Source organism: Streptomyces sp. NPDC127100 (assembly GCF_042724095.1).
Lineage (GTDB): Bacteria > Actinomycetota > Actinomycetes > Streptomycetales > Streptomycetaceae > Streptomyces.
In genome coordinates this window covers 44,149-63,673 of sequence record NZ_JBHXFL010000026.1, presented here as the reverse complement: position 1 = coordinate 63,673, position 19,525 = coordinate 44,149, and the positions used below count along the sequence as shown (strand labels likewise).

Sequence of the window (19,525 nt, the reverse complement as noted above, 5' to 3'; positions counted from 1 at the left end):
GGGACGCGCCCGGCTCAGTGGGCCTCGGCCGTGCGCAGCTGCTCGGGTGTCGGCGCGGTGCCGCCGAGGTGGGCCGGCATCCACCAGGTGTCCTCGGCGCCCTTGGGGCGCACCGGGTAGGCGCGCTGGGCGGCCTCCAGGAGCTCCTGGACGCGCTCGCGCAGACGGCGGGTGATGGCGCCCGCGTACTGCTCGCGGGAGGCCTCCATCGCCTCGCCCACCCGGATGGTGACAGGGGTGTGGCTGCGCTTGAAGTTGCGCGGGTGCCCCTTGGTCCACAGCCGCTGCGTGCCCCACACCGCCATGGGCACCAGCGGAACGCCCGCCTCCTGGGCCAGGCGCGCGGCGCCGGACTTGAAGCTCTTGAGCGTGAACGACTCGGAGATCGTCGCCTCCGGGAAGACCCCGATGATCTCGCCGGACCGCAGCGAGTCCAGGGCGTGCGCGTACGCGGCCTCGCCCTGCTTGCGGTCCACCGGGATGTGCTTCATCCCGCGCATGAGCGGACCGGAGATGCGGTGCCGGAAGACCGACTCCTTCGCCATGAAGCGGACCAGCCGCTTCTGCGGGAGTGCCGCCAGGCCGTTGAAGATGAAGTCGAGGTAGCTGATGTGGTTGCTCACCAGCACGGCGCCGCCCGAGCGCGGGATGTTCTCCGACCCACGGCAGTCGATCTTGAGGTCCCACACCTTGAACATGGTGCGGGCGAGACCGATGACCGGGCGGTAGACGAGTTCTGCCATGGGCGGGCCGGGCCCTTCCTTGTCTGCCTGGGAAGGGGACTCCCAGTCGAAGGTTACGCAGCCGTAGGTTTACGGCTTGTCCAGATCGTGCCCCAAGAACGGTCGGGGAACCAGCCCTGGTGCCCGGCCGTGGCGTAATCCTCATCACGTCCTTGCCCGCCGTTTGGCCGAAACGTGACGGTGAACCGGGAATCTTCGCCCGCCCCCCGGCGCTGGATCTGTGGACGACCGGACCGGGGCGTCCGCGAGGCGCGCCCCCGGCACAGGCCGCGAGGCGGCGGAGCGGGAGAGGTGCGAGTGCGCGGGCGGAACGACGGCGAGCGGCGCGACGGCCTGCGCCTGGACGCGGCCGACCTGGGAGCGGAACTCGGCGCGCGCGCCACGCTCGTCCAGTTCTCCAGCGCCTTCTGCGCCCCCTGCCGGGCCACCCGGCGGGTGCTCGCCGAGGTCGCCGGCATGGTCCCCGGCGTCACCCACGTCGAGGTGGACGCCGAGACTCGGCTGGAACTCGTCCGCGCGCTGGACGTGCGCAAGACCCCGACCGTGCTCGTCCTGGACGCCGACGGCCGCGTCGTGCGCCGGGCCGTCGGACAGCCGCGCAGGGTGGACGTGATCGCCGCCCTGGGGGAGGCGGTGTGATCATCGCCACCCCGTCGGTGAGGCGTCCTCCACAGCCTCCGGATCACGGGACGTATTTGACTGTGTGTGCCATCCATCGACAGCCTGCCCGTATGCCATCGCTTCCCCCTCCCCGGACCGAGGCACACGGCGGAAGGACCTCCCGCATGCCGGCCACACCCGACCTCGCCGCGCCCCGGACCGCCGCCGGCGGCGACCTCCTGCGGTCCGTCTTCCGCCGGCACGCGGCGGGGGTGGCGGTGATCACCGCCCGGGGCGACGCCGGCCCGGCCGGCTTCACGGCCACCTCCCTCACCTCCGTCTCCGCCGAGCCGCCGCTGCTCTCCTTCGGCATCGGCACCGGCTCCTCGAGCTGGCCCGCGGTGTCCGGGGCCGAGTACGTCGGCGTCCACCTGCTCGGGGAGCACCAGCGGGAGCTCGCCGCCACCTTCGCGCGCAGCGGTGCCGACCGCTTCGGCGCGCCCACCGCCTGGCACGAGGGCCCCGAGGGCGTTCCCGTGCTGGACGACGTCCTCGCCTGGCTCGTGTGCCGGGTCGTCGGCCGGGTGCCCGCCGGGGACCACCGCATCGTGCTGGCCGAGGTCCTCCTGGGTGATCCGGCGGGCTCCGGCAGGCCGCTGCTGTACCACCAGGGGCGCTTCACCGGCCTTCGCGACTGAGCGTCCACGAGGCCCTTCCCACCCCCTCCGTCCGCTTCTGCGGAACAGTCGAGTTCCGGTTACGCTGCGTTGCGAAGGTCACAGTTCAAAGCGCTTGCTTAGCGGGCAGGAACTGGGTGTACTGACGAGTAATGTTCCGGGTGGAAGCGCGGGTCGCCCCGACCGGAATCGGCCGCTTGAGGCGCCTATGCTGCCTGCAAGCAGGCAGCACTGAAATGACGATGCAGTAGGAGAGCCGGCGTGAGCTTGAGGATCGTTGTCACTGTGAAGTACGTGCCCGACGCCACTGGCGACCGGCACTTCGCCGATGACCTGACCGTCGACCGCGACGATGTCGACGGTCTGCTCTCCGAGCTGGACGAGTACGCGGTCGAGCAGGCGCTGCAGATCTCGGAGAACTCGGACGACGACGTGGAGATCACCGTCCTGACGGTGGGTCCCGAGGACGCGAAGGACGCGCTGCGCAAGGCGCTGTCCATGGGTGCGGACAAGGCGATCCACGTCGAGGACGACGACCTGCACGGCACCGACGCCATCGGCACCTCCCTGGTGCTGGCCAAGGCGATCGAGAAGGCCGGCTACGACCTGGTCGTCTCCGGCATGGCCTCCACGGACGGCACCATGGGCGTCGTCCCCGCGCTGGTCGCCGAGCGTCTGGGCGTCCCGCAGGTGACGCTGCTGTCCGAGGTGTCGGTCGAGGGCGGCACCGTCAAGGGCCGTCGTGACGGCGACTCCGCCACCGAGCAGCTCGAGGCGTCGCTGCCGGCGGTCGTGTCGGTCACCGACCAGTCGGGCGAGGCGCGCTACCCGTCCTTCAAGGGCATCATGGCGGCCAAGAAGAAGCCGGTGGAGTCCTGGGACCTGTCCGACCTCGACATCGACGAGGACGAGGTCGGTCTCGAGAACGCGTACACCACGGTCGACTCCGCGGCCGAGCGCCCGGCGCGCACCGCGGGCACCATCGTCAAGGACGAGGGCGAGGGCGGCAAGCAGCTCGCCGAGTTCCTCGCGGGCCAGAAGTTCATCTGAGCCCCGGATTCGCCGACCGCCCCTCACATCTCGCAAGCAGGAGAGAAGAAGTCCCATGGCTGAAGTTCTCGTCTACGTCGACCACGTGGACGGTGCCGTCCGCAAGCCCACCCTCGAGCTGCTGACCCTCGCCCGCCGCATCGGCGAGCCCGTCGCCGTCGCCCTGGGCAACGGTGCCGGTGACACCGCCGCCGCCCTCGCCGAGCACGGTGCGGTGAAGGTCCTCACCCACGAGGCCGCCGAGTACGCCGACTACCTGGTCGTGCCGAAGGTCGACGCGCTCCAGTCCGCGGTCGCGGCCGTGTCCCCGGCCGCCGTCCTGGTGCCGTCCTCCGCCGAGGGCAAGGAGATCGCCGCCCGTCTGGCGCTGCGTCTCGGTTCCGGCATCATCACCGACGCCGTCGACCTGGAGGCCGGCGACGAGGGCCCGGTGGCCACCCAGTCGGTGTTCGCCGCCGCGTTCACCACCAAGTCCCGTGTCTCCAAGGGCACCCCGGTCATCACGGTCAAGCCGAACAGCGCGGCCGTCGAGGCGGCCCCGGCCGCCGGTGCGGTCGAGGCCCTGTCGGTCACGTTCTCGGACGCCGCGACCGGCACCAAGGTCACCTCGCGCACGCCGCGCGAGTCGACCGGCCGTCCGGAGCTGACCGAGGCCGCGATCGTGGTCTCCGGCGGCCGTGGCGTCAACGGCGCGGAGAACTTCGCGATCATCGAGGCGCTCGCCGACTCGCTCGGTGCGGCCGTCGGTGCCTCGCGTGCCGCGGTGGACGCGGGCTGGTACCCGCACACCAACCAGGTCGGCCAGACCGGCAAGAGCGTGTCGCCGCAGCTCTACATCGCCAACGGCATCTCCGGCGCGATCCAGCACCGGGCCGGCATGCAGACCTCGAAGACGATCGTGGCGATCAACAAGGACGCCGAGGCCCCGATCTTCGACCTGGTCGACTACGGCGTGGTCGGCGACCTCTTCGACGTCGTCCCGCAGCTCACCGAGGAAGTCAAGTCCCGCAAGGGCTGACCCTTCCGCCGCAGGCCCGGCCGAGGCCCCCGCGACCGTCCGTGGTCGCGGGGGCCTCGTCGTGTGCGCACGATGGTGGGGCGGCAGGGCGCCGCCCGGGGGCGGTTGACCGGGGCAGAGGTGACAGATAACTTCGCTCTACGGATTATCGATTCCGTTCAGCGGAAAACAGGAGGGTGTGGGATGGGTCAGCACGAGAAGGTGGCAACGAGTCTCGCGGGCGCCGTCGGCGAGGAGATCAGTGCCTCCCTCGCACCGGTCGACGCGGAACTGGAGCGCCGCTACCCCGGGGACCCGGGCACCCGCCAGCCCGTCCACACCGTCTACGTCCCCGGTGACGCCTTCGTCGCCGACACCGTCCGCTCCTGGGGCGACCGGGCGCTCGCCGCCCTCGACGAGCACGCCCCCGACGCCGCGTCCTTCGCCGCCGTCCTCGGCCTGTCCGACGAGCTCGCCGAGCCGGTGTACTCCCGGGTGCGAGCCAAGCTGGAGCGGGAGCCGATCGAGGACCTGCGCATCGACTTCGAGGACGGCTACGGCAACCGGTCCGACGCCGAGGAGGACGAAGCCGCCGCCCGCGCGGCCCGGCTGGTCGCCGAGGCCTACGACCGGGGCACCGCGGCCCCGTACATGGGCATCCGCATGAAGTGCATGGAGGCGCCCGTGCGCGCCCGGGGCATCCGCACGCTCGACGTCTTCCTCAGCGGCCTGATGGAGGCCGGCGGCCTGCCCGACGGGCTGGTCCTCACCCTGCCGAAGGTGACGTACCCCGAGCAGGTCACCGCCATGGTCCGGCTCCTGGAGGCGTTCGAGAAGGCCCGCGGCCTGGAGCCCGGCCGGATCGGCTTCGAGATCCAGATCGAGACCAGCCAGTCCATCCTGGCCGCCGACGGCACCGCCGCCGTCGCCCGGATGATCCAGGCCGCCGACGGTCGCGCCACCGGACTGCACTACGGCACCTTCGACTACAGCGCCTGCCTCGGCGTCTCCGCCGCCTACCAGGCCAGCGACCACCCGGCCGCCGACCACGCCAAGGCTGTCATGCAGGTCGCCGCCGCCGGCACCGGCGTGCGGGTCTCGGACGGCTCCACCAACGTCCTGCCGGTCGGTTCCACGGAGAAGGTCCACGACGCCTGGCGCCTGCACTTCGGGCTGACCCGCCGTGCCCTGGCCCGCGCCTACTACCAGGGCTGGGACATGCACCCCGGTCACATCCCCACCCGGTACGCGGCGGTCTTCGCCTTCTACCGCGAGGGCTTCGAACAGGCGGCCGCCCGCCTCGCCCGCTACGCCAACCAGGCGGGCGGTGACGTCATGGACGAGCCCGCCACCGCCAAGGCCCTCAGCGGCTACCTGCTGCGCGGCCTGGACTGCGGCGCCCTGGACACGGGCGAGGTCGCCCGGCTGACCGGCCTGACCCGTGCCGACCTGGAGGGCTTCTCGTCGCCCCGGCGTGGCGACCTCACGGCATCGGCGCAGTAGGCGGCGGCCCGGTCGGGGGAGGCGGCCCGCCGGTCCGGCCGGGGTCCACGTAGGGCTCCAGGCCGGACGCCGTCACCCGCCGCTCCTCGGCGAACAGCCGCGTCCCCCGTTCGCACAGCCGTCGGTCGGACCGCGCCCGCGCGCAGAACTCCTCGGGCGTCGCCCCGAACAGCTCCCGCAGCCGGGCCGACCCGTGCAGCAGCTCCGTGAGCAGGGGACGCTGCTCGCCGGGGTGCCGGCGGGGTGCCCCGGCGCCGTCCCGCAGGACCCCGTGCCGGTTGACGTAGGCCCAGACGCCGCGCAGCACCGTGCCGGCGGCCGGCTCGACGCGCACGTCGGGTGCCGGCAGCCAGGCGCGGTCGAAGTTCCCGGCCGCCATGGGCACGCCCTCGCTCGCGTCGATCGCGGCGAGCTGCTCGGCGTCGAGCCAGAGCACGAACAGCTCCCGTACGGCGTCCGGCGCGCGCACCGGCGACGCGGACACGTAGCCCATGCGGCTCACGTGGGCCGAGATGCCGATGTCGATCCCGGTGACCCGGGCCCGGACCATCGGGATCGGCGTCCCGATGCCGAACTCGGCCATCTTGAGCCGCAGTTGATCCGGGCTGGCGTTCGAGCCGATCGCCAGCAGCGGGACGCGGTCCCCGTGCACCGGCCGGTCCAGCGGCAGCAGCCGGTCACCGTCGAGCAGACCGGACTCCCGCGGCCACGCCCCCGGGTACAGCAGCGGATGCTCCCGCGGCGCCCCGGCCAGACCGAGCGCCGCCAGCGTCCGGTCCTCCCCGGCCCCCGCGCGGCCGGCCCCGGCGTCCTCCGCGTCGTCCACGGGTCGCTCAGTCCGCCGGCGGCAGTTCGCCCGAGCCGCGGGTGACCAGCCGGGTCGGCAGTTCGATGCGCTCGGGGGCGAGCAGGGTGCCGTCCAGCTGCCCGAACAGCCGCTCGGCCGCCGTACGGCCGAGGGCCGCCGCGTCCTGGGCGACCACGGTGAGGCCCGGCCGCAGCAGGTCGGCGAGCTCGATGTCGTCGAAGCCGACCAGGGCGACGCGCCGGGTGTGCTCGGCGAGGACGCGGATCACGGTGACCGTCACCCGGTTGTTGCCCGTGAACACCGCGGTCACCGGGTGCGGGTCGGCGAGCATCTCCTCGGCGGCCCGGCGCACCCGCTCGGGGTCGGTGACGCCCAGCGACATCCAGGAGTCCTTCACCGGTATGCCCGCGTCCTCCATGGCGGTCCGGTACCCGCGCAGCCGCTCGGCGGCGGTGTGGATGCGGGGCATGTCGCCGATGAAGCCGATCCTGCGGTGACCGTGCGCGATCAGGTGGGCCACGCCGTCACGGGCGCCGCCGAAGTTGTCGGACACCACCACGTCCGCGTCGATCTGCCCCGCCGGGCGGTCGACGAACACCGTGGCGACACCGGCCTTGAGCTCGGGCTCCAGATACCGGTGGTCGTCCCCGGCCGGGATCACCAGCAGCCCGTCCACGCGCCGCGCGCACAACGCCAGCACCAGCTCCTGCTCACGGTCCGGGTCCTCCGCGCTGGAGCCGTTGATCAGCAGGGCCCCGTGGGCGCGGGCCACCTCCTCCACCGCGCGGCTCAGCGGCCCGTAGAAGGGGTCCGCGAGGTCCTCCAGCACCAGTCCGATGCTCGCGGTACGGCCCTTGCGGAGCACCCGTGCGCTGTCGTTGCGGCGGAAGCCGAGCGCGTCGATGGCCTCCTGGACGCGCCGTTCGGTCTCCGGGGTGACGCCCGGTTCGCCGTTGACCACCCGGGAGACGGTCTTCAGCCCGACGCCGGCGCGGGCGGCGACGTCCTTCATGGTGGGGCGGTTGCCGTAGCGGTTCCCGGGGAGCCGGTCGGCGCGGCGGGGCGTGTCGGGCACGGTGCGGTGTCCTGTCCTGTCGTCCACGGGATTGCGTCGGCTCCTGTCGTCCACGGGGATGCGGTGCTGATGCGCTTGTATGAGGATGTGGCGTCGAGCATAGAGCCTGGACAACGTTGTCAGATGCGGGGGACACTGTCCATCGCACTCTTCGGTCCGCGACCCCCACCGCGCGGCCGTCCGCTGCTCCCGCTCGTGTTCCCACTTTCTTACGGTTGACGGGGAGATCCGACTCTGATGCACACCGACCTCGTGGCAGCGCTGGACATCGGCGGCACCAAGATCGCCGGGGCGCTGGTGGACGGCCACGGCCGGATCCAGGCCCGCGCGCAGCGTGCGACGCCCGCCCGGGAGGACGGCGAGACCGTGATGGGTGCCGTGGACGCGGTCCTCGCCGAGCTGACCGCGTCGCCGCTGTGGGGAGGGGTCACGGCCGTCGGCATCGGCAGCGCCGGACCCGTGGACGCCTCCGCCGGCACGGTCAGCCCGGTCAACGTGCCCGGCTGGCGCGGCTTCCCCCTCGTCCGGCGGGTCGGCGCCGCCACCGGTGGCCTGCCCGTCGAGCTGATCGGCGACGGAGTGGCGATCACGGCGGCCGAACACTGGCAGGGCGCGGCCCGCGGGCACGACAACGCGCTGTGCATGGTCGTCTCGACGGGCGTCGGCGGCGGTCTGGTCCTCAACGGCGCGCTGCATCCCGGCCCGACCGGCAACGCCGGGCACATCGGGCACATCAGCGTGGATCTGGACGGCGACCCGTGCCCGTGCGGCTCGCGCGGCTGTGTGGAGCGGGTGGCCAGCGGCCCGAACATCGCGCGGCGCGCGCTGGCCGACGGCTGGCGTCCCGGCCCGGACGGCGACACGTCGGCCGCCGCGGTGGCGGCCGCCGCCCGCCTGGGCGACCCGGTGGCCCTGGCCTCCTTCGAGCGGGCGGCGCAGGCGCTGGCCGCCGGGATCGCCGCCACCGCGACCCTCGTCGAGATCGACATCGCCGTGGTCGGCGGGGGAGTGGGCAAGGCCGGCGAGGTGCTCTTCGGCCCGCTGCGCAAGGCCCTGGCCGACTACGCGACGCTGTCCTTCGTGCAGCGCCTGACGGTCGTGCCCGCCCGCATGGGCACGGACGCGGGACTGGTCGGGGCCGCCGCGGCCGCGCTCACCAGGACGGCGGGCGTGACCACGGCGGGGGTCTGACCGGGGCGGACGCGGCTCAGCAGGTCAGCCGGGCCCGCGCCCAGTCGGCGTGGTCCGAGTCGGTGTTGTCGCCGCCGTTGGTGACGACGAGCCGGACCACCTCGGCGCCGGTCACGTCCGCGCTGATCGGCTGGGCCGGCATCGCGTTGGTGAGGACCCCGGTCGACGCCACCTCGGTGCCGTCCGCCCAGATCTGGAAGGCGACGGTTCCCTTGGCGCCCTTCTCGTCGTCGACGCCGACCTCGGCGGTGACCTTCTCGCAGGCCCTGCCCGTGTAGTACGCGACGCTGCTCGCCGCGTGCACCCCGAGCCCGGCCTCGTACACCACGCCGCCGATGGTGATCGGGTTGCCGTCGCCCGCGGCGCTCTCCCCGTTGCTGGTGTCGCGCTCGACCGGGCCCCAGCCGTTGGTGGCCGACAGCCACGGCAGGTCGCCGAGCCCGGACGTCCCGGCGGGCGGCGGCACCACCACGGACGCCGTCACCGGCAGGGTCGTCCCCACGCGTGCGCCGTCCGGTGAGCGGTGGGTCACCTCGACGGTGAGGTCGTACGGCCCCGGGGGAGTGCCCGCGGGCGCGGTGAGGGACCACGTGGTGCGCAGCGAGCGGCCCGCCGGGAGGACGGCGGTGCCGGTCGGTGAGGTGGCCCGCACCCGCCAGCCCTCCGGGCCGCGCACGGTCACGGACACCTGCCGCGCCGGGGTGCGGCCGAGGTCGGTGGCCGTCGTGGTCAGCGGGGCCGGGGTGCCCGCCTCCACCAGCGTGCCGCCCTCCAGGCCGAGTGCGACGGCGGGCGGATGCTGGGCCCAGCCGCGGTCGGTCCGGACCCGAAGGAGGACCGTGCCGTGCGCGGGGACGGTGGCCGACAGGGTGCCCGCGGTGTGGTAGTCGCGGTGCTGCCACAGGTCCCGCAGGGTGTAGGCGGGAGCGTCCGGGAGTCCCACGGCCTCGGCGTCGGTGGTGATCCGCTGCGGGCTGTCGGACTCGTTGAAGAGCGCCACCGCGCGGCTGCCGTCCCGCATCTCCTTGGCGACCACCCAGCGGCCGCCCTCGGAGGAGATCACGGTGCCCTGCTTGCCCAGCGGGTCCTGGTCGACCGCGATGACCTCGCGGTTGCCGAGGATCTCGAGGGTCTCGTCGGACGCCTTGCGCAGGTCGGTGCCGATGAGGAGCGGGGCGGCCATGACCGACCACATCGAGAAGTGGGTGCGGTACTCGGTGCCGGTCATGCCTCCGTTGCCGACCTCCAGCATGTCCGGGTCGTTCCAGTTGCCCGGGCCGGCGTACGGGGCGAGCGGGAGGTTCTTCTTGAGGATCGACAGCATCGAGCCCCAGTTGTCGCTGATGTCGCCGGTGGTGCGCCACAGGTGCCCGAGGTCGCCCGCCCACTCCCAGGGCTTGTTCTCGCCCCATTCGCAGATGCTGTACACGATGGGCCGGCCGGTGGCCCGCAGGGCGTCGCGCATGGTCGTGTACCGCTGCACGGCGTCCAGGCCCTGGTTGTTGCAGTTGTCGTACTTGAGGTAGTCCACGCCCCAGTCGGCGAACTGCCGTGCGTCGCTGTACTCGTGGCCCAGGGCGCCGGGCATGCCGGTGCTGTCGCACGTCTTCGTGCCCGCGCTGGTGTAGATGCCGAGCTTGAGGCCCTTGGCGTGCACGTAGTCGGCGACCGCGTCGATGCCGTTCGGGAAGCGCGCCGGGTCGGGCACGAGCTTGCCGTCGGCGCCCCGCTGCGGGAGCGCCCAGCAGTCGTCGAGGTTGACGTACTCGTACCCGGCGTCCTTGAGGCCCTTCTCGACGAAGATGTCCGCGATGCCCTTGACCATCGCCTCGTCGAACTCCGCGCGGCAGTGCGTGGAGTTCCAGTTGTTGAAGCCCATGGGCGGGGTGAGGGCGAGTCCGTCGTCCGGGGCGGCCGCCGGCTGCTCCCGGGCGGCCGGCGGGGCGGCGGCCGCGGGGGCGGCGAGTCCCGCCGCGCACAGCAGTCCGGTGACGAGCGCCCCGGCCAGGGCTCTGCGGGTGGGGCGGGGGGAAAGGTGACGTCTCATTACGTTCCTCCGAATCCGCGGCAGGTGGAACGACGGGTGAAACGTGGCACGGGCGCGGAGGGACACGGTCCGGGGCGCCATGTGCACGTCATCACTGCGCGTTTACGTTAGGACGTGTCGGGCTTTGTTGGAAGAGGGTGGGTGATGGTGATTAGACGCCACTCGTGAACCGGCTCGTGGACCGGACGGACGCCCGGCCGTGACCAGGGACCGGTCACGCAGTTGAAGCAGGCATGAAGAAGCGCAGCATGCTCGCCCTCGCCTCCCTGGCCACCGGCTTCGTCGTCGCCGCCGTCAGCCCGTCCCACGCCGCCCCGGACGACGTCCCGCTCCACCACCTCGACGTGGACGACACGCTCGGCACCGTGGAACGGACCGTCGCCCCCGAGGGACTGTCCCTGGGCCAGGACCGTCCGGCGCGGGGCGCCTGACGCGCCGTTCGCGGCCCGCGCGGCGCCGGTGCCCTTCGTCCGGGGGGCACCGGCGCCGCCGTCGTAGGCCCTCAACTGGATCTGGTTTCCGTGGCAGGGTGAAGCGGGCAAGCCACAGGGGGCCAAGACAAGAGGGGGACCTGTGACCGTCGTCTGGATCAACGGCGCGTTCGGTGCGGGGAAGTCCACCACCGCACGGGAACTGATCGAGCTGATCCCGAACAGCACGCTCTTCGACCCCGAGGTCATCGGCGCGGCGCTCGGGCACCTGCTGCCGCCCAAGCACCTCGCCGACGTCGGAGACGTCCAGGACCTGCCGATCTGGCGGCGCCTCGTGATCGACACGGCGGCCGCGATGCTCGCCGAACTCGGCGGGACGCTGGTGGTCCCCATGACCCTGCTGCGCCAGGAGTACCGTGACGAGATCTTCGGCGGCCTCGCCGCCCGCCGGACAGCGGTCCGGCACGTCCTCCTGGCTCCGGCGGAAACGATCCTGCGGGAACGGATGGCGCGCCGCGAGGGGTCGGAGGCGGCGGACGGGGAGATACCCGTACGCCAGTGGTCGTACGACCGCATCGAGCCGTACCGGGCCGCCCTCGCTTCCTGGCTGACGGCCGACGCCCATCCCATCGACAACGGCGGCCTCACCCCGTACGAGACCGCCGCCCGCATCGCCGAGGCCGTCGGCACCGGGAAGGTGCCCGCCTGCGACATCGTGCAGACCCCGGAGCCCACCGCCGAGACGCTGGCCGCCGGTGTCCTCCTCTTCGACGAGCAGGACCGGGTACTGCTCGTCGACCCCACCTACAAGCCCGGCTGGGAGTTCCCCGGCGGTGTCGTCGAACCGGGCGAGGCGCCCGCCCGGGCCGGGATGCGCGAGGTCGCCGAGGAGACCGGCATCCACCTCGACGAGGTGCCCGCCCTGCTGGTCGTCGACTGGGAGTCGCCCGCGCCCCCCGGTTACGGCGGTCTGCGCCTGCTCTTCGACGGCGGCCGGCTCGACGCCGAGGAGGCGGACCGGGTGCTGCTGCCGGGTCCCGAACTGCGCGACTGGCGCTTCGTCGGCGAGACCGAGGCCGCCGCCCTGCTGCCCCCGGTCCGCTACGAGCGCCTGCGCTGGGCCCTGCGGGCCAGGGAACGCGGCAGGGCGCTGTACCTGGAGGCGGGCAGGCCGGTCGGCTGACACCGGCCGGCCGCACCGCGCGTCCGCACCACCGCCCGCCGCGCCCTTCCGGGCCGCCCGCGGGGACGGCCCGCGCCCGTGACGGGGGCCGTCCCCCGTCCGGCCGAGCGCGAAGGGGCGGAGTCGTCAGCTCGCCGCGTAGTTCCGCAGGAACAGGGCCTCCGCCACGGACAGCCGCTCCAGTTCCTCCGGGGACACGCTCTCGTTCACGGCGTGGATCTGCGCCTCCGGCTCGTTCAGGCCGATCAGCAGGATCTCCGCCCGCGGGTAGAGCGCGGCGAGGGTGTTGCACAGCGGGATGGATCCGCCCTGGCCGGCGTACTGCATCTCCTCGCCCGGGTACGCCACCGCCATCGCGTCCGCCATCGCCTGGTACGCCGGGCTGGTGGTGTCGGCGCGGAACGCCTGGCCCTGGCCGATCTGTTCGACCTCCACCCGCGCGCCCCACGGCGTGCGCGTCTCCAGGTGGGCCCGGAGCAGCTTGGTGGCCTCGGCGGCGTCCACGCCCGGCGGGACCCGCAGGCTCACCAGGGCCCGGGCACTCGCCTGCACCGAGGGAGTCGCGCCGATCACCGGCGGGCAGTCGATGCCGAGCACCGTGACGGCGGGGCGCGCCCAGATGCGGTCGGCGACCGAGCCGGAGCCGATCAGTTCCACACCGTCCAGCACCTTGGCGTCCCGGCGGAACTGCTCCTCGTCGTACTGCAGCCCCTGCCACCCGTTGTCCGACGCCAGGCCGTCGACGGCCGTCGAACCGTCCTCGGCGCGCAGCGAGTCCAGGACGCGGATCAGCGCGCCCAGCGCGTCGGGTGCCGCGCCGCCGAACTGGCCGGAGTGCAGGTTGCCCTCGAGCGTGTCGACCTTCACGCGGACCAGCGTCATGCCGCGCAGGGTCGAGGTGACCGTCGGCAGACCGACGCGGAAGTTGCCGGCGTCGCCGATGACGACGGTGTCCGCCGCCAGCAGCTCGGGGTGTGCCTCGGCGTACCGCTCCAGACCGCCCGTGCCCTGCTCCTCGGAGCCCTCGACGATGACCTTGACGTGCACCGGCACGCCGCCGTTCGCCTTCAGCGCGCGCAGGGCGAGCAGGTGCATCAGCACGCCGCCCTTGCAGTCGGCGCTGCCGCGTCCGTACCAGCGGCCGTCGCGCTCGGTCAGCTCGAACGGCGGTGTGTCCCAGCCCGCCTCGTCCAGCGGCGGCTGCACGTCGTAGTGCGCGTAGAGCAGCACCGTCCTCGCGCCCTCGGGGCCCGGCAGGAAGCCGTACACCGACTGGGTGCCGTCCGGGGTGTCGAGCAGGGCCACGTCCTCGAAGCCCTCGGCGCGCAGCGCGGAGGCTATCCAGCCGGCGGCGCCCTCGCTCTCGACGCGCGGGAACTGGCCGAAGTCCGCCACCGACTTGAAGGCCACCAGCTCGGCCAGCTCCTCCTTCGCCCTGGGCATCAGCGAGGACACGGTCTCGGCGACCGGATTCGACGACATGGGCACGCTCCTTGCGGGTGCGACGTTGTACCGATGAGTACGTGAGCGGGCGCTGCGGCGAGTGCCCGCATGCGTACCGCTGTGTACGGGTGATCCTGCGGGTGCGGGCACCTCCCGGTGTGCGGGTGGCGTCCGTCGCCGATCCTCCCACAGTGGCCTGCGGCGATGCCCGCCGTAGGATGCGGGGGTCAGGTGCGGCATGCGGTTTGATCGGAGCAGTAGACCATCGTGAGCAGCGAGAACTCTTCGGCGGACGACACGCGTCAGGTCTGGGACGTCGTCGTGGTGGGCGCGGGACCGGCAGGGGCCTCGGCCGCCTACGCGGCGGCGGTCGCGGGGCGGCGCGTGCTGCTGCTGGAGAAGGCGGAGCTGCCCCGCTACAAGACGTGCGGCGGCGGCATCATCGGACCCTCGCGCGACACCCTGCCTCCCGGCTTCGACCTGCCGTTCCGGGACCGTGTGCACGCGGTGACGTTCTCCCACAACGGCCGCTTCACCCGGACCCGGCGCTCCAAGCAGATGCTGTTCGGCCTCGTCAACCGGCCGGAGTTCGACCAGCAACTCGTCGAGCACGCCCAGAAGGCGGGCGCCGAGCTGCGCACCGGGGCGACGGTGACGCGGGTCGAGCAGCACGGGTCGGCGGTGCCCGACCGGCGGACCGTCGCCGTCGTCCTCCAGGGCGGCGAGACGGTGCTGGCCCGGGCCGTCGTCGGCGCGGACGGCAGCGCGAGCCGGATAGGCGCGCACGTCGGGGTCAAGCTGGACCAGGTCGACCTCGGCCTGGAGTCCGAGATCCCGGTGCCCGAGACGGTCGCCGACGACTGGAAGGGGCGGGTCCTCATCGACTGGGGCCCGATGCCGGGCAGTTACGGCTGGGTGTTCCCCAAGGGCGACACGCTCACCGTCGGTGTGATCTCGGCCCGCGGCGAGGGCGCGGCGACCAAGCGGTACCTGGAGGACTTCATCGGGCGCCTCGGTCTCGCCGGCTTCGAACCGAGCATCTCCTCCGGCCACTTGACGCGCTGCCGCGCCGACGACTCGCCGCTGTCCCGGGGCCGGGTGCTGGTGTGCGGGGACGCGGCGGGGCTCCTGGAGCCGTGGACGCGCGAGGGCATCTCGTTCGCGCTGCGCTCGGGACGGCTCGCGGGGGAGTGGGCGGTGCGGATCGCGGAGGCGCACGACGCCGTGGACGCGCGCAAGCAGGCCCTGAACTACGCGTTCGCCGTCAAGGCCGGGCTGGGCGTCGAGATGAGCGTCGGCAAGCGGATGCTGACGATGTTCGAGCGCCGTCCGGGATTCTTCCACGCGGCGCTGACCGGCTTCCGTCCCGCCTGGAAGGCGTTCCGGGACATCACCCAGGGCTCGACGTCGCTCGGCGAGCTGGTCCGCAGCCACCCGCTCGCGCAGCGGGCCCTGTCGGCCGTGGACCGGCGGTCCGCGGCGCCCGCGGCCGACGAGACCGGAGCCTGACCGCGCTCCCGGCCAACGGGAGGCACGGGTGCGCCGGCCCGTCCGGGAGGCGCCGGGAGCGTCCGCTCCGGTGGCCGCGGGCGGGGCGCCGAGCCGCCCCGCCGCTCCGCGTCGCCGGCCGCCGCCGTACTTCGCCGGGAGTACCCGCGATCACCACGCGCGGGTGACGCCGCCCGGCGTGCGCGGCGTCTAGCGTGGCGGGCATGGACGGACAGCACGAGCACGGGGGCGGGCCACCGCCGCGGTGGCGGTACGCGCCCTCGTGGCGGCACCACCGGGGCGACGGCGAGCGCGGTCCCCGGTGGCCCTGGCTCTCCACGGCGCTGATCACGGCGTTCGTGCTGCTCGGCTCGAACTTCGCCGCCCACGCCCAGACGGGGGAACGGTCCCCGCTCGACCCCTTCGCCCGCGTCCTGCTGCTCGTGACCGGCGTCGCCCTGCTGGCCCGGCAGCGGTACCCGGTGGTCGTCGTGTCCGGCACTGCCGCCACCACCCTGGTGTACCTGGGGGCCGGATATCCGTACGGGCCGGTGTTCCTCGCCGTCGCGGTGGCCTGCCTCAGTGCCGTCGTCGCCGGGCACCGCGGAGCCGCGTGGGCGGCGATGGCCGCGCTGTGGGCCGGGCACGCCCTGCTGGCCCACTGGCTCTACCGGTGGCTGCCGCCGTCGGGGGACCGGGCCGCCTCCTGGGGGCAGGAGCTGGTGATCGCCGTCTGGGTGGTGGCGATCGTCGCCCTGTCGGAGCTGGCCCGCACCAGGCGCGAGCAGTGGGCGCGGGAGCGGGCCGAACGCGAGCAGGCCGCCAGGCGGCGCGCGGACCGGGAACGGCTGCGGATCGCCCGCGAACTGCACGACGTCCTCGCCCACAGCATCTCCGTCATCAACGTGCAGGCGGGCGTCGGTCTCGCCCTCCTGGACAGCGACCCGGAACAGGCCCGCACCGCGCTCACCACCATCAAGGGCAAGAGCAAGGAGGCGCTCGGCGAGGTCCGGCAGGTCCTCGACACCCTCCGCGCCCCCGGAGACGCGCCCCGCGCCCCGGCCCCCGGCCTGGACCGGCTGCCCGAGCTGGTGGAACAGGCGGCGAGCGCCGGACTCACCGTGGAGGTCGAGGGGGAGCCGCCGCGCCTGCCGCCCGGCACCGGCCTCGCGGCGTTCCGGATCCTCCAGGAGGCCCTCACCAACGTGGTACGGCACTCGGGTTCGCGCCGCGCCCGCGTCCACCTCACCCGGGACGGCGGCACCCTGCGGCTGCGCATCGACGACGACGGACCCGCGACCGGCGCCCCGGCGGGCGGCAGCGGCAACGGACTGGCCGGCATGCGGGAGCGGGCGGCGGCGCTCGGTGGCACCGTCGAGGCGGGCCCGCGCCCCGGCGGCGGCTTCCGGGTGCTCGCGTCCCTTCCGCTCACCGTGCGGCACGCCGAGGAGGAGGACCGGTGATCCGGGTACTGCTGGCCGACGACCAGTCACTGGTCCGGGCGGGCTTCCGGGCCCTGCTGGACGCGCAGCCGGACATCGAGGTGGCCGGTGAGGCCGCAGACGGCGAGGAGGCGGTGCGCGCGATCAGCGAACTGCGCCCCGACGTCGTCCTGATGGACATCAGGATGCCCGCCCTCGACGGCCTGGCCGCCACCCGCCGGGTCACCGGCGACGAGGCGCTGAAGGACGTGAAGGTGGTCATGCTCACCACCTTCGAGCTCGACGAGTACGTCTTCGAGGCCATCCGCTCGGGCGCCTCCGGGTTCCTGGTCAAGGACACCGAGCCCGCCGAACTCCTGCGCGCCGTGAGGGCCGTGGTGGCCGGGGACGCGCTGCTCTCGCCGGGGGTGACCCGCCGTCTGATCGCCGAGTTCGCGGCGCGCTCCAAGGAACCGGCCGCCGCCGGCGCGCTGTCCCGCCTCACCGAGCGGGAACGGGAGGTGATGGCCCTGGTCGGCATCGGCCTGTCCAACGACGAGATCGCCCGCCGCCTGGTCGTCAGCCCCCTCACCGCCAAGACCCACGTCAGCCGCACCATGGTGAAGCTGGGCGCCCGCGACCGTGCCCAACTCGTCGTCCTCGCCTACGAGTCGGGGCTGGTGCGCCCGGGCTGGCTGGGCTGAACCCCGCGCCCGGACCGGCTCGGCTCAGGTGACGCCCGACCTCTCGCGCCACAGCGCGGCCAGGGACCGGTCGCCGGTCACCTCCGGGAACGGGCGGCGGTTCCACAGCGCCGCGTACAGCGCCGCGGCCGGACCGCTCAGTTCGCAGTCGGCGGCGTCGGCGCCTGTGCGGTGCGCGACGGGCGGCTCGGCCGACAGCCGTACGGTCCACACGGCACCGGGGGCGTCCGTCGCCCGTACCCGCAGGGCGTGGGGTTCCCCGGTGCGCACCGCGCTCCTGGGGCGGGCGTGGAACGCGCACAGCAGCTCCTCTATGCCGTCCACGGCGAAGTCCGTGCCGACGTCGGCCGGGGCGCCGCCGGCCGGGTCGCCGTCCCGGGCCGACTCGGCGTCGAGCCGGTGCACGGTCGTCTCGTGCGCCTGGCGCCGGGCCCAGAAGGCCAGCGGCGACGGCGCGGGCAGGAAGTGCCAGCAGCGCACGTCGGGCGGGGCGGTGGCGAGGGTGGTGACGAGCTGCCGGTGACCCTCGCGGAACCAGGCCAGGAGCCGGTCGCCGTCCAGGTCGGGCAGGCCGCCGTCGGGGTGGTACGAGGTGTGGCCCTCGGCGACGAACCCGGCCGCCCAGCGGTGCACCGTCCCGGTGTGCCGCAGCAGGTCGCGCACCCGCCAGCCGGGGCAGGTCGGCACCTCGGCGCCGGTCCCCGCCTTCTCCGCGGCGGCGGCCAGCAGCCCGCCCTCGCGGTCCAGTGTCTCGACGAACGTGACGGTCTCCATGGCGCAGAGTCTGCACGACGGGACGCGCCCCGGGGCAGGCCCGTCACCACCCGGTGCGCGGGACGCCGGACCCCGTCAGGGCGAGGCCGCCGCGCGGCGGGTCGCGAGGGTGATGAGCACCGCCACGGCCGCCAGTGCCGCGACGCTGGTGAGCGCCGCCGGCAGCGACATCCAGTCGGCCATGAAGCCGATCGCGGGCGGCCCGAGGAGCATGCCGCCGTAGCCCAGGGTGGACGCGGTGGCGACGCCGCTCGGGCCGCCCAGCGCGCCGGCCCGTTCCACCGCGACGGGGAAGAGGTTGGCGAGACCGAGCCCGGTGACCGCGAAGCCGAACAGCGCCGCCCACACGGAGGGGGCGAGCGAACCGAGCAGCATGCCGGCCACGGCGACGGTGCCGCCGGCCACCACCGTCGGCGTCTGCCCGAGGCGCTCCAGCAGCGTCGTGCCGGTCAGCCGGCCCACGGTCATGGCGAGCGCGAAGCAGGAGTAGCCGGCCGCCGCCAGGCCCGGCGACACGTCGAGGTCCTGCTCCAGGTGCAGGGCGCCCCAGTCGGCCATCGCCCCCTCCCCGTACGCCGTGCACAGCGCGATCAGGCCGAAGGTGAACACCAGGCGCCGGGTACGGCCGTCGAGCCGGCGTGGGGTGCCCTCGTGCCGGCGGGCGGCGTCCGGCGGCGCGGCGGGTGCGCAGCGCAGCAGGGCGCGGCCCGCGACCGCCGTGACCAGCAGGCCGATCACGGTGAGGCCGAGCAGATGCCGGACCGGCGACAGCGACCCGGCGACGAGCCCGCCGAGCCCGGCGCCGACCATGCCGCCGAGGCTGAACGCGGCGTGGAAGCTCGGCATGATCGGGCGCCGCAGCACGGCCACCAGATCGACGGCGGCACTGTTGAAGGCGACGTTGATCCCGCCGTACGCGCTGCCGAACACCAGCAGGAAGGCGCCGAGGGCGAGCGCGGAGTGGGTCAGCGGGGGAAGGGCCACGCTCAGGCAGAGCAGGACCGCGCAGGCGACGGTGACGGGATGGCTGCCGTAGCGGCGGCACAGCCGTCCCGTGAGGGTCATGGTGACCACGGCGCCCGCCGAGACACCGAGCAGGGCCAGTCCCAGCGTGGCGGCGGAGGCGCCGGTCTGCTCCTTGATGGCGGGGATGCGCACGACCCAGCCCGCGAAGACGAAGCCGTCGAGGGCGAAGAAGGCGGTCAGGGCGGCTCGGAGACGGGTGAGATCGGTTCGGGGACCCGGCACGGCGCTGTGCGATCGGGTTTTGTTTATTTGCGGCACAAAACAGCAGGCTAGGTGCGGACCCCGGCGACCGGCAAGGCCGGGTCCTCGCCCGCCGCCCGCTCGTCGCGGCTCCGTCCCAGGTGGGAGCCGGGTTCGCCGTCGC

18 protein-coding genes are annotated in these 19,525 nt (G+C 73.8%); 11 read left to right on the top strand and 7 right to left on the bottom strand.

The features are described from left to right. Positions 1-14: 14 nt before the first annotated feature. Positions 15-743 (bottom strand): lysophospholipid acyltransferase family protein, encoded by a 729-nt coding sequence (locus ACFWJB_RS22575; RefSeq protein WP_385463995.1) that lies wholly within the window; start codon positions 741-743, stop codon positions 15-17. A gap of 291 nt (positions 744-1,034) precedes the next feature. Between ACFWJB_RS22575 and ACFWJB_RS22570 the strand changes: the two genes are divergently transcribed. The 5 genes from ACFWJB_RS22570 to ACFWJB_RS22550 all read left to right on the top strand — a co-directional run bounded on the left by ACFWJB_RS22570 (position 1,035) and on the right by ACFWJB_RS22550 (position 5,570). Then, complete coding sequence (locus ACFWJB_RS22570) at positions 1,035-1,382, top strand: TlpA family protein disulfide reductase (RefSeq protein WP_385463992.1); 348 nt, start codon at positions 1,035-1,037, stop codon at positions 1,380-1,382. Between the two features lie 146 nt (positions 1,383-1,528). Beyond that, positions 1,529-2,041, top strand: a complete 513-nt coding sequence (locus ACFWJB_RS22565) for a flavin reductase family protein (protein WP_386924323.1) — start codon at positions 1,529-1,531, stop codon at positions 2,039-2,041. Between the two features lie 240 nt (positions 2,042-2,281). Continuing rightward, a complete protein-coding gene (locus ACFWJB_RS22560) occupies positions 2,282-3,070 on the top strand; it encodes an electron transfer flavoprotein subunit beta/FixA family protein (protein ID WP_385463987.1) in 789 nt (262 codons plus the stop codon). A gap of 55 nt (positions 3,071-3,125) precedes the next feature. After that, positions 3,126-4,088 carry an electron transfer flavoprotein subunit alpha/FixB family protein gene (locus tag ACFWJB_RS22555; RefSeq protein WP_386924321.1) on the top strand — a complete coding sequence of 321 codons (963 nt, stop codon included), beginning with the start codon at positions 3,126-3,128 and terminating at the stop codon, positions 4,086-4,088. A 183-nt stretch (positions 4,089-4,271) separates the two neighbouring features. Then, positions 4,272-5,570, top strand: a complete 1,299-nt coding sequence (locus ACFWJB_RS22550; RefSeq protein ID WP_386924319.1) for a DUF6986 family protein — start codon at positions 4,272-4,274, stop codon at positions 5,568-5,570. Here ACFWJB_RS22550 and ACFWJB_RS22545 read toward each other — a convergent pair. Together ACFWJB_RS22545 and ACFWJB_RS22540 are read right to left on the bottom strand one after the other, a co-directional pair. Further along, positions 5,551-6,396, bottom strand: coding sequence for a hypothetical protein (locus tag ACFWJB_RS22545; protein WP_386924317.1), 846 nt, complete (start codon positions 6,394-6,396; stop codon positions 5,551-5,553). The two genes, ACFWJB_RS22550 and ACFWJB_RS22545, sit on opposite strands and share 20 nt — an antisense overlap. Before the next feature lie 7 nt (positions 6,397-6,403). Next, entirely contained in the window at positions 6,404-7,480 is a 1,077-nt protein-coding gene (locus ACFWJB_RS22540; RefSeq protein WP_385463976.1) for a LacI family DNA-binding transcriptional regulator, read from the bottom strand. Positions 7,481-7,690: 210 nt separating this feature from the next. Between ACFWJB_RS22540 and ACFWJB_RS22535 the strand changes: the two genes are divergently transcribed. Further along, positions 7,691-8,644 (top strand): ROK family protein, encoded by a 954-nt coding sequence (locus ACFWJB_RS22535; RefSeq protein WP_385463973.1) that lies wholly within the window; start codon positions 7,691-7,693, stop codon positions 8,642-8,644. A gap of 16 nt (positions 8,645-8,660) precedes the next feature. Here ACFWJB_RS22535 and ACFWJB_RS22530 read toward each other — a convergent pair whose 3' ends face one another. Then, the gene (locus ACFWJB_RS22530; RefSeq protein WP_386924314.1) at positions 8,661-10,691 is read right to left on the bottom strand and encodes an NPCBM/NEW2 domain-containing protein; all 2,031 of its coding nucleotides are present in this window, start codon (positions 10,689-10,691) and stop codon (positions 8,661-8,663) included. Between the two features lie 233 nt (positions 10,692-10,924). Here ACFWJB_RS22530 and ACFWJB_RS22525 point away from each other — a divergent pair, with 233 nt between their 5' ends. Then, the gene (locus ACFWJB_RS22525; RefSeq protein WP_385463966.1) at positions 10,925-11,122 is read left to right on the top strand and encodes a hypothetical protein; all 198 of its coding nucleotides are present in this window, start codon (positions 10,925-10,927) and stop codon (positions 11,120-11,122) included. 142 nt (positions 11,123-11,264) lie between these two features. Further along, positions 11,265-12,305: an NUDIX domain-containing protein gene (locus ACFWJB_RS22520; protein WP_386924312.1), complete on the top strand. Its 1,041-nt coding sequence runs from the start codon at positions 11,265-11,267 to the stop codon at positions 12,303-12,305. A gap of 126 nt (positions 12,306-12,431) precedes the next feature. Here ACFWJB_RS22520 and ACFWJB_RS22515 read toward each other — a convergent pair whose 3' ends face one another. Continuing rightward, on the bottom strand, positions 12,432-13,787 hold the full coding sequence (locus tag ACFWJB_RS22515) for a dipeptidase (RefSeq protein WP_386924310.1): 1,356 nt from the start codon (positions 13,785-13,787) through the stop codon (positions 12,432-12,434). Positions 13,788-14,015: 228 nt separating this feature from the next. Between ACFWJB_RS22515 and ACFWJB_RS22510 the strand changes: the two genes are divergently transcribed. The 3 genes from ACFWJB_RS22510 (at position 14,016) to ACFWJB_RS22500 (ending at position 17,361) form a co-directional block, all read left to right on the top strand. Continuing rightward, the gene (locus tag ACFWJB_RS22510; protein WP_386924308.1) at positions 14,016-15,257 is read left to right on the top strand and encodes a geranylgeranyl reductase family protein; all 1,242 of its coding nucleotides are present in this window, start codon (positions 14,016-14,018) and stop codon (positions 15,255-15,257) included. 203 nt (positions 15,258-15,460) lie between these two features. Continuing rightward, on the top strand, positions 15,461-16,699 hold the full coding sequence (locus ACFWJB_RS22505; protein WP_386924306.1) for a sensor histidine kinase: 1,239 nt from the start codon (positions 15,461-15,463) through the stop codon (positions 16,697-16,699). Continuing rightward, a complete protein-coding gene (locus tag ACFWJB_RS22500; protein ID WP_386924304.1) occupies positions 16,696-17,361 on the top strand; it encodes a response regulator in 666 nt (221 codons plus the stop codon). The genes ACFWJB_RS22505 and ACFWJB_RS22500 overlap by 4 nt, the downstream gene beginning before the upstream one ends. A gap of 24 nt (positions 17,362-17,385) precedes the next feature. On the opposite strand, the gene ACFWJB_RS22495 is transcribed toward ACFWJB_RS22500, so the two are convergent. Continuing rightward, positions 17,386-18,135, bottom strand: a complete 750-nt coding sequence (locus ACFWJB_RS22495; protein WP_386924302.1) for a maleylpyruvate isomerase family mycothiol-dependent enzyme — start codon at positions 18,133-18,135, stop codon at positions 17,386-17,388. Positions 18,136-18,210: 75 nt separating this feature from the next. Further along, positions 18,211-19,383 (bottom strand): MFS transporter, encoded by a 1,173-nt coding sequence (locus tag ACFWJB_RS22490; RefSeq protein WP_386924300.1) that lies wholly within the window; start codon positions 19,381-19,383, stop codon positions 18,211-18,213. Positions 19,384-19,525 lie beyond the last annotated feature (142 nt).

Coding starts and splice junctions, on each gene's coding strand:
- ACFWJB_RS22575 (WP_385463995.1), bottom strand. CDS start 743: ATGGCAGAACTCGTCTACCGCCCGGTCATCGGTCTCGCCCGCACCATG.
- ACFWJB_RS22565 (WP_386924323.1), top strand. CDS start 1,529: ATGCCGGCCACACCCGACCTCGCCGCGCCCCGGACCGCCGCCGGCGGC.
- ACFWJB_RS22555 (WP_386924321.1), top strand. CDS start 3,126: ATGGCTGAAGTTCTCGTCTACGTCGACCACGTGGACGGTGCCGTCCGC.
- ACFWJB_RS22550 (WP_386924319.1), top strand. CDS start 4,272: ATGGGTCAGCACGAGAAGGTGGCAACGAGTCTCGCGGGCGCCGTCGGC.
- ACFWJB_RS22535 (WP_385463973.1), top strand. CDS start 7,691: ATGCACACCGACCTCGTGGCAGCGCTGGACATCGGCGGCACCAAGATC.
- ACFWJB_RS22530 (WP_386924314.1), bottom strand. CDS start 10,691: ATGAGACGTCACCTTTCCCCCCGCCCCACCCGCAGAGCCCTGGCCGGG.
- ACFWJB_RS22525 (WP_385463966.1), top strand. CDS start 10,925: ATGAAGAAGCGCAGCATGCTCGCCCTCGCCTCCCTGGCCACCGGCTTC.
- ACFWJB_RS22515 (WP_386924310.1), bottom strand. CDS start 13,787: ATGTCGTCGAATCCGGTCGCCGAGACCGTGTCCTCGCTGATGCCCAGG.
- ACFWJB_RS22505 (WP_386924306.1), top strand. CDS start 15,461: ATGGACGGACAGCACGAGCACGGGGGCGGGCCACCGCCGCGGTGGCGG.
- ACFWJB_RS22495 (WP_386924302.1), bottom strand. CDS start 18,135: ATGGAGACCGTCACGTTCGTCGAGACACTGGACCGCGAGGGCGGGCTG.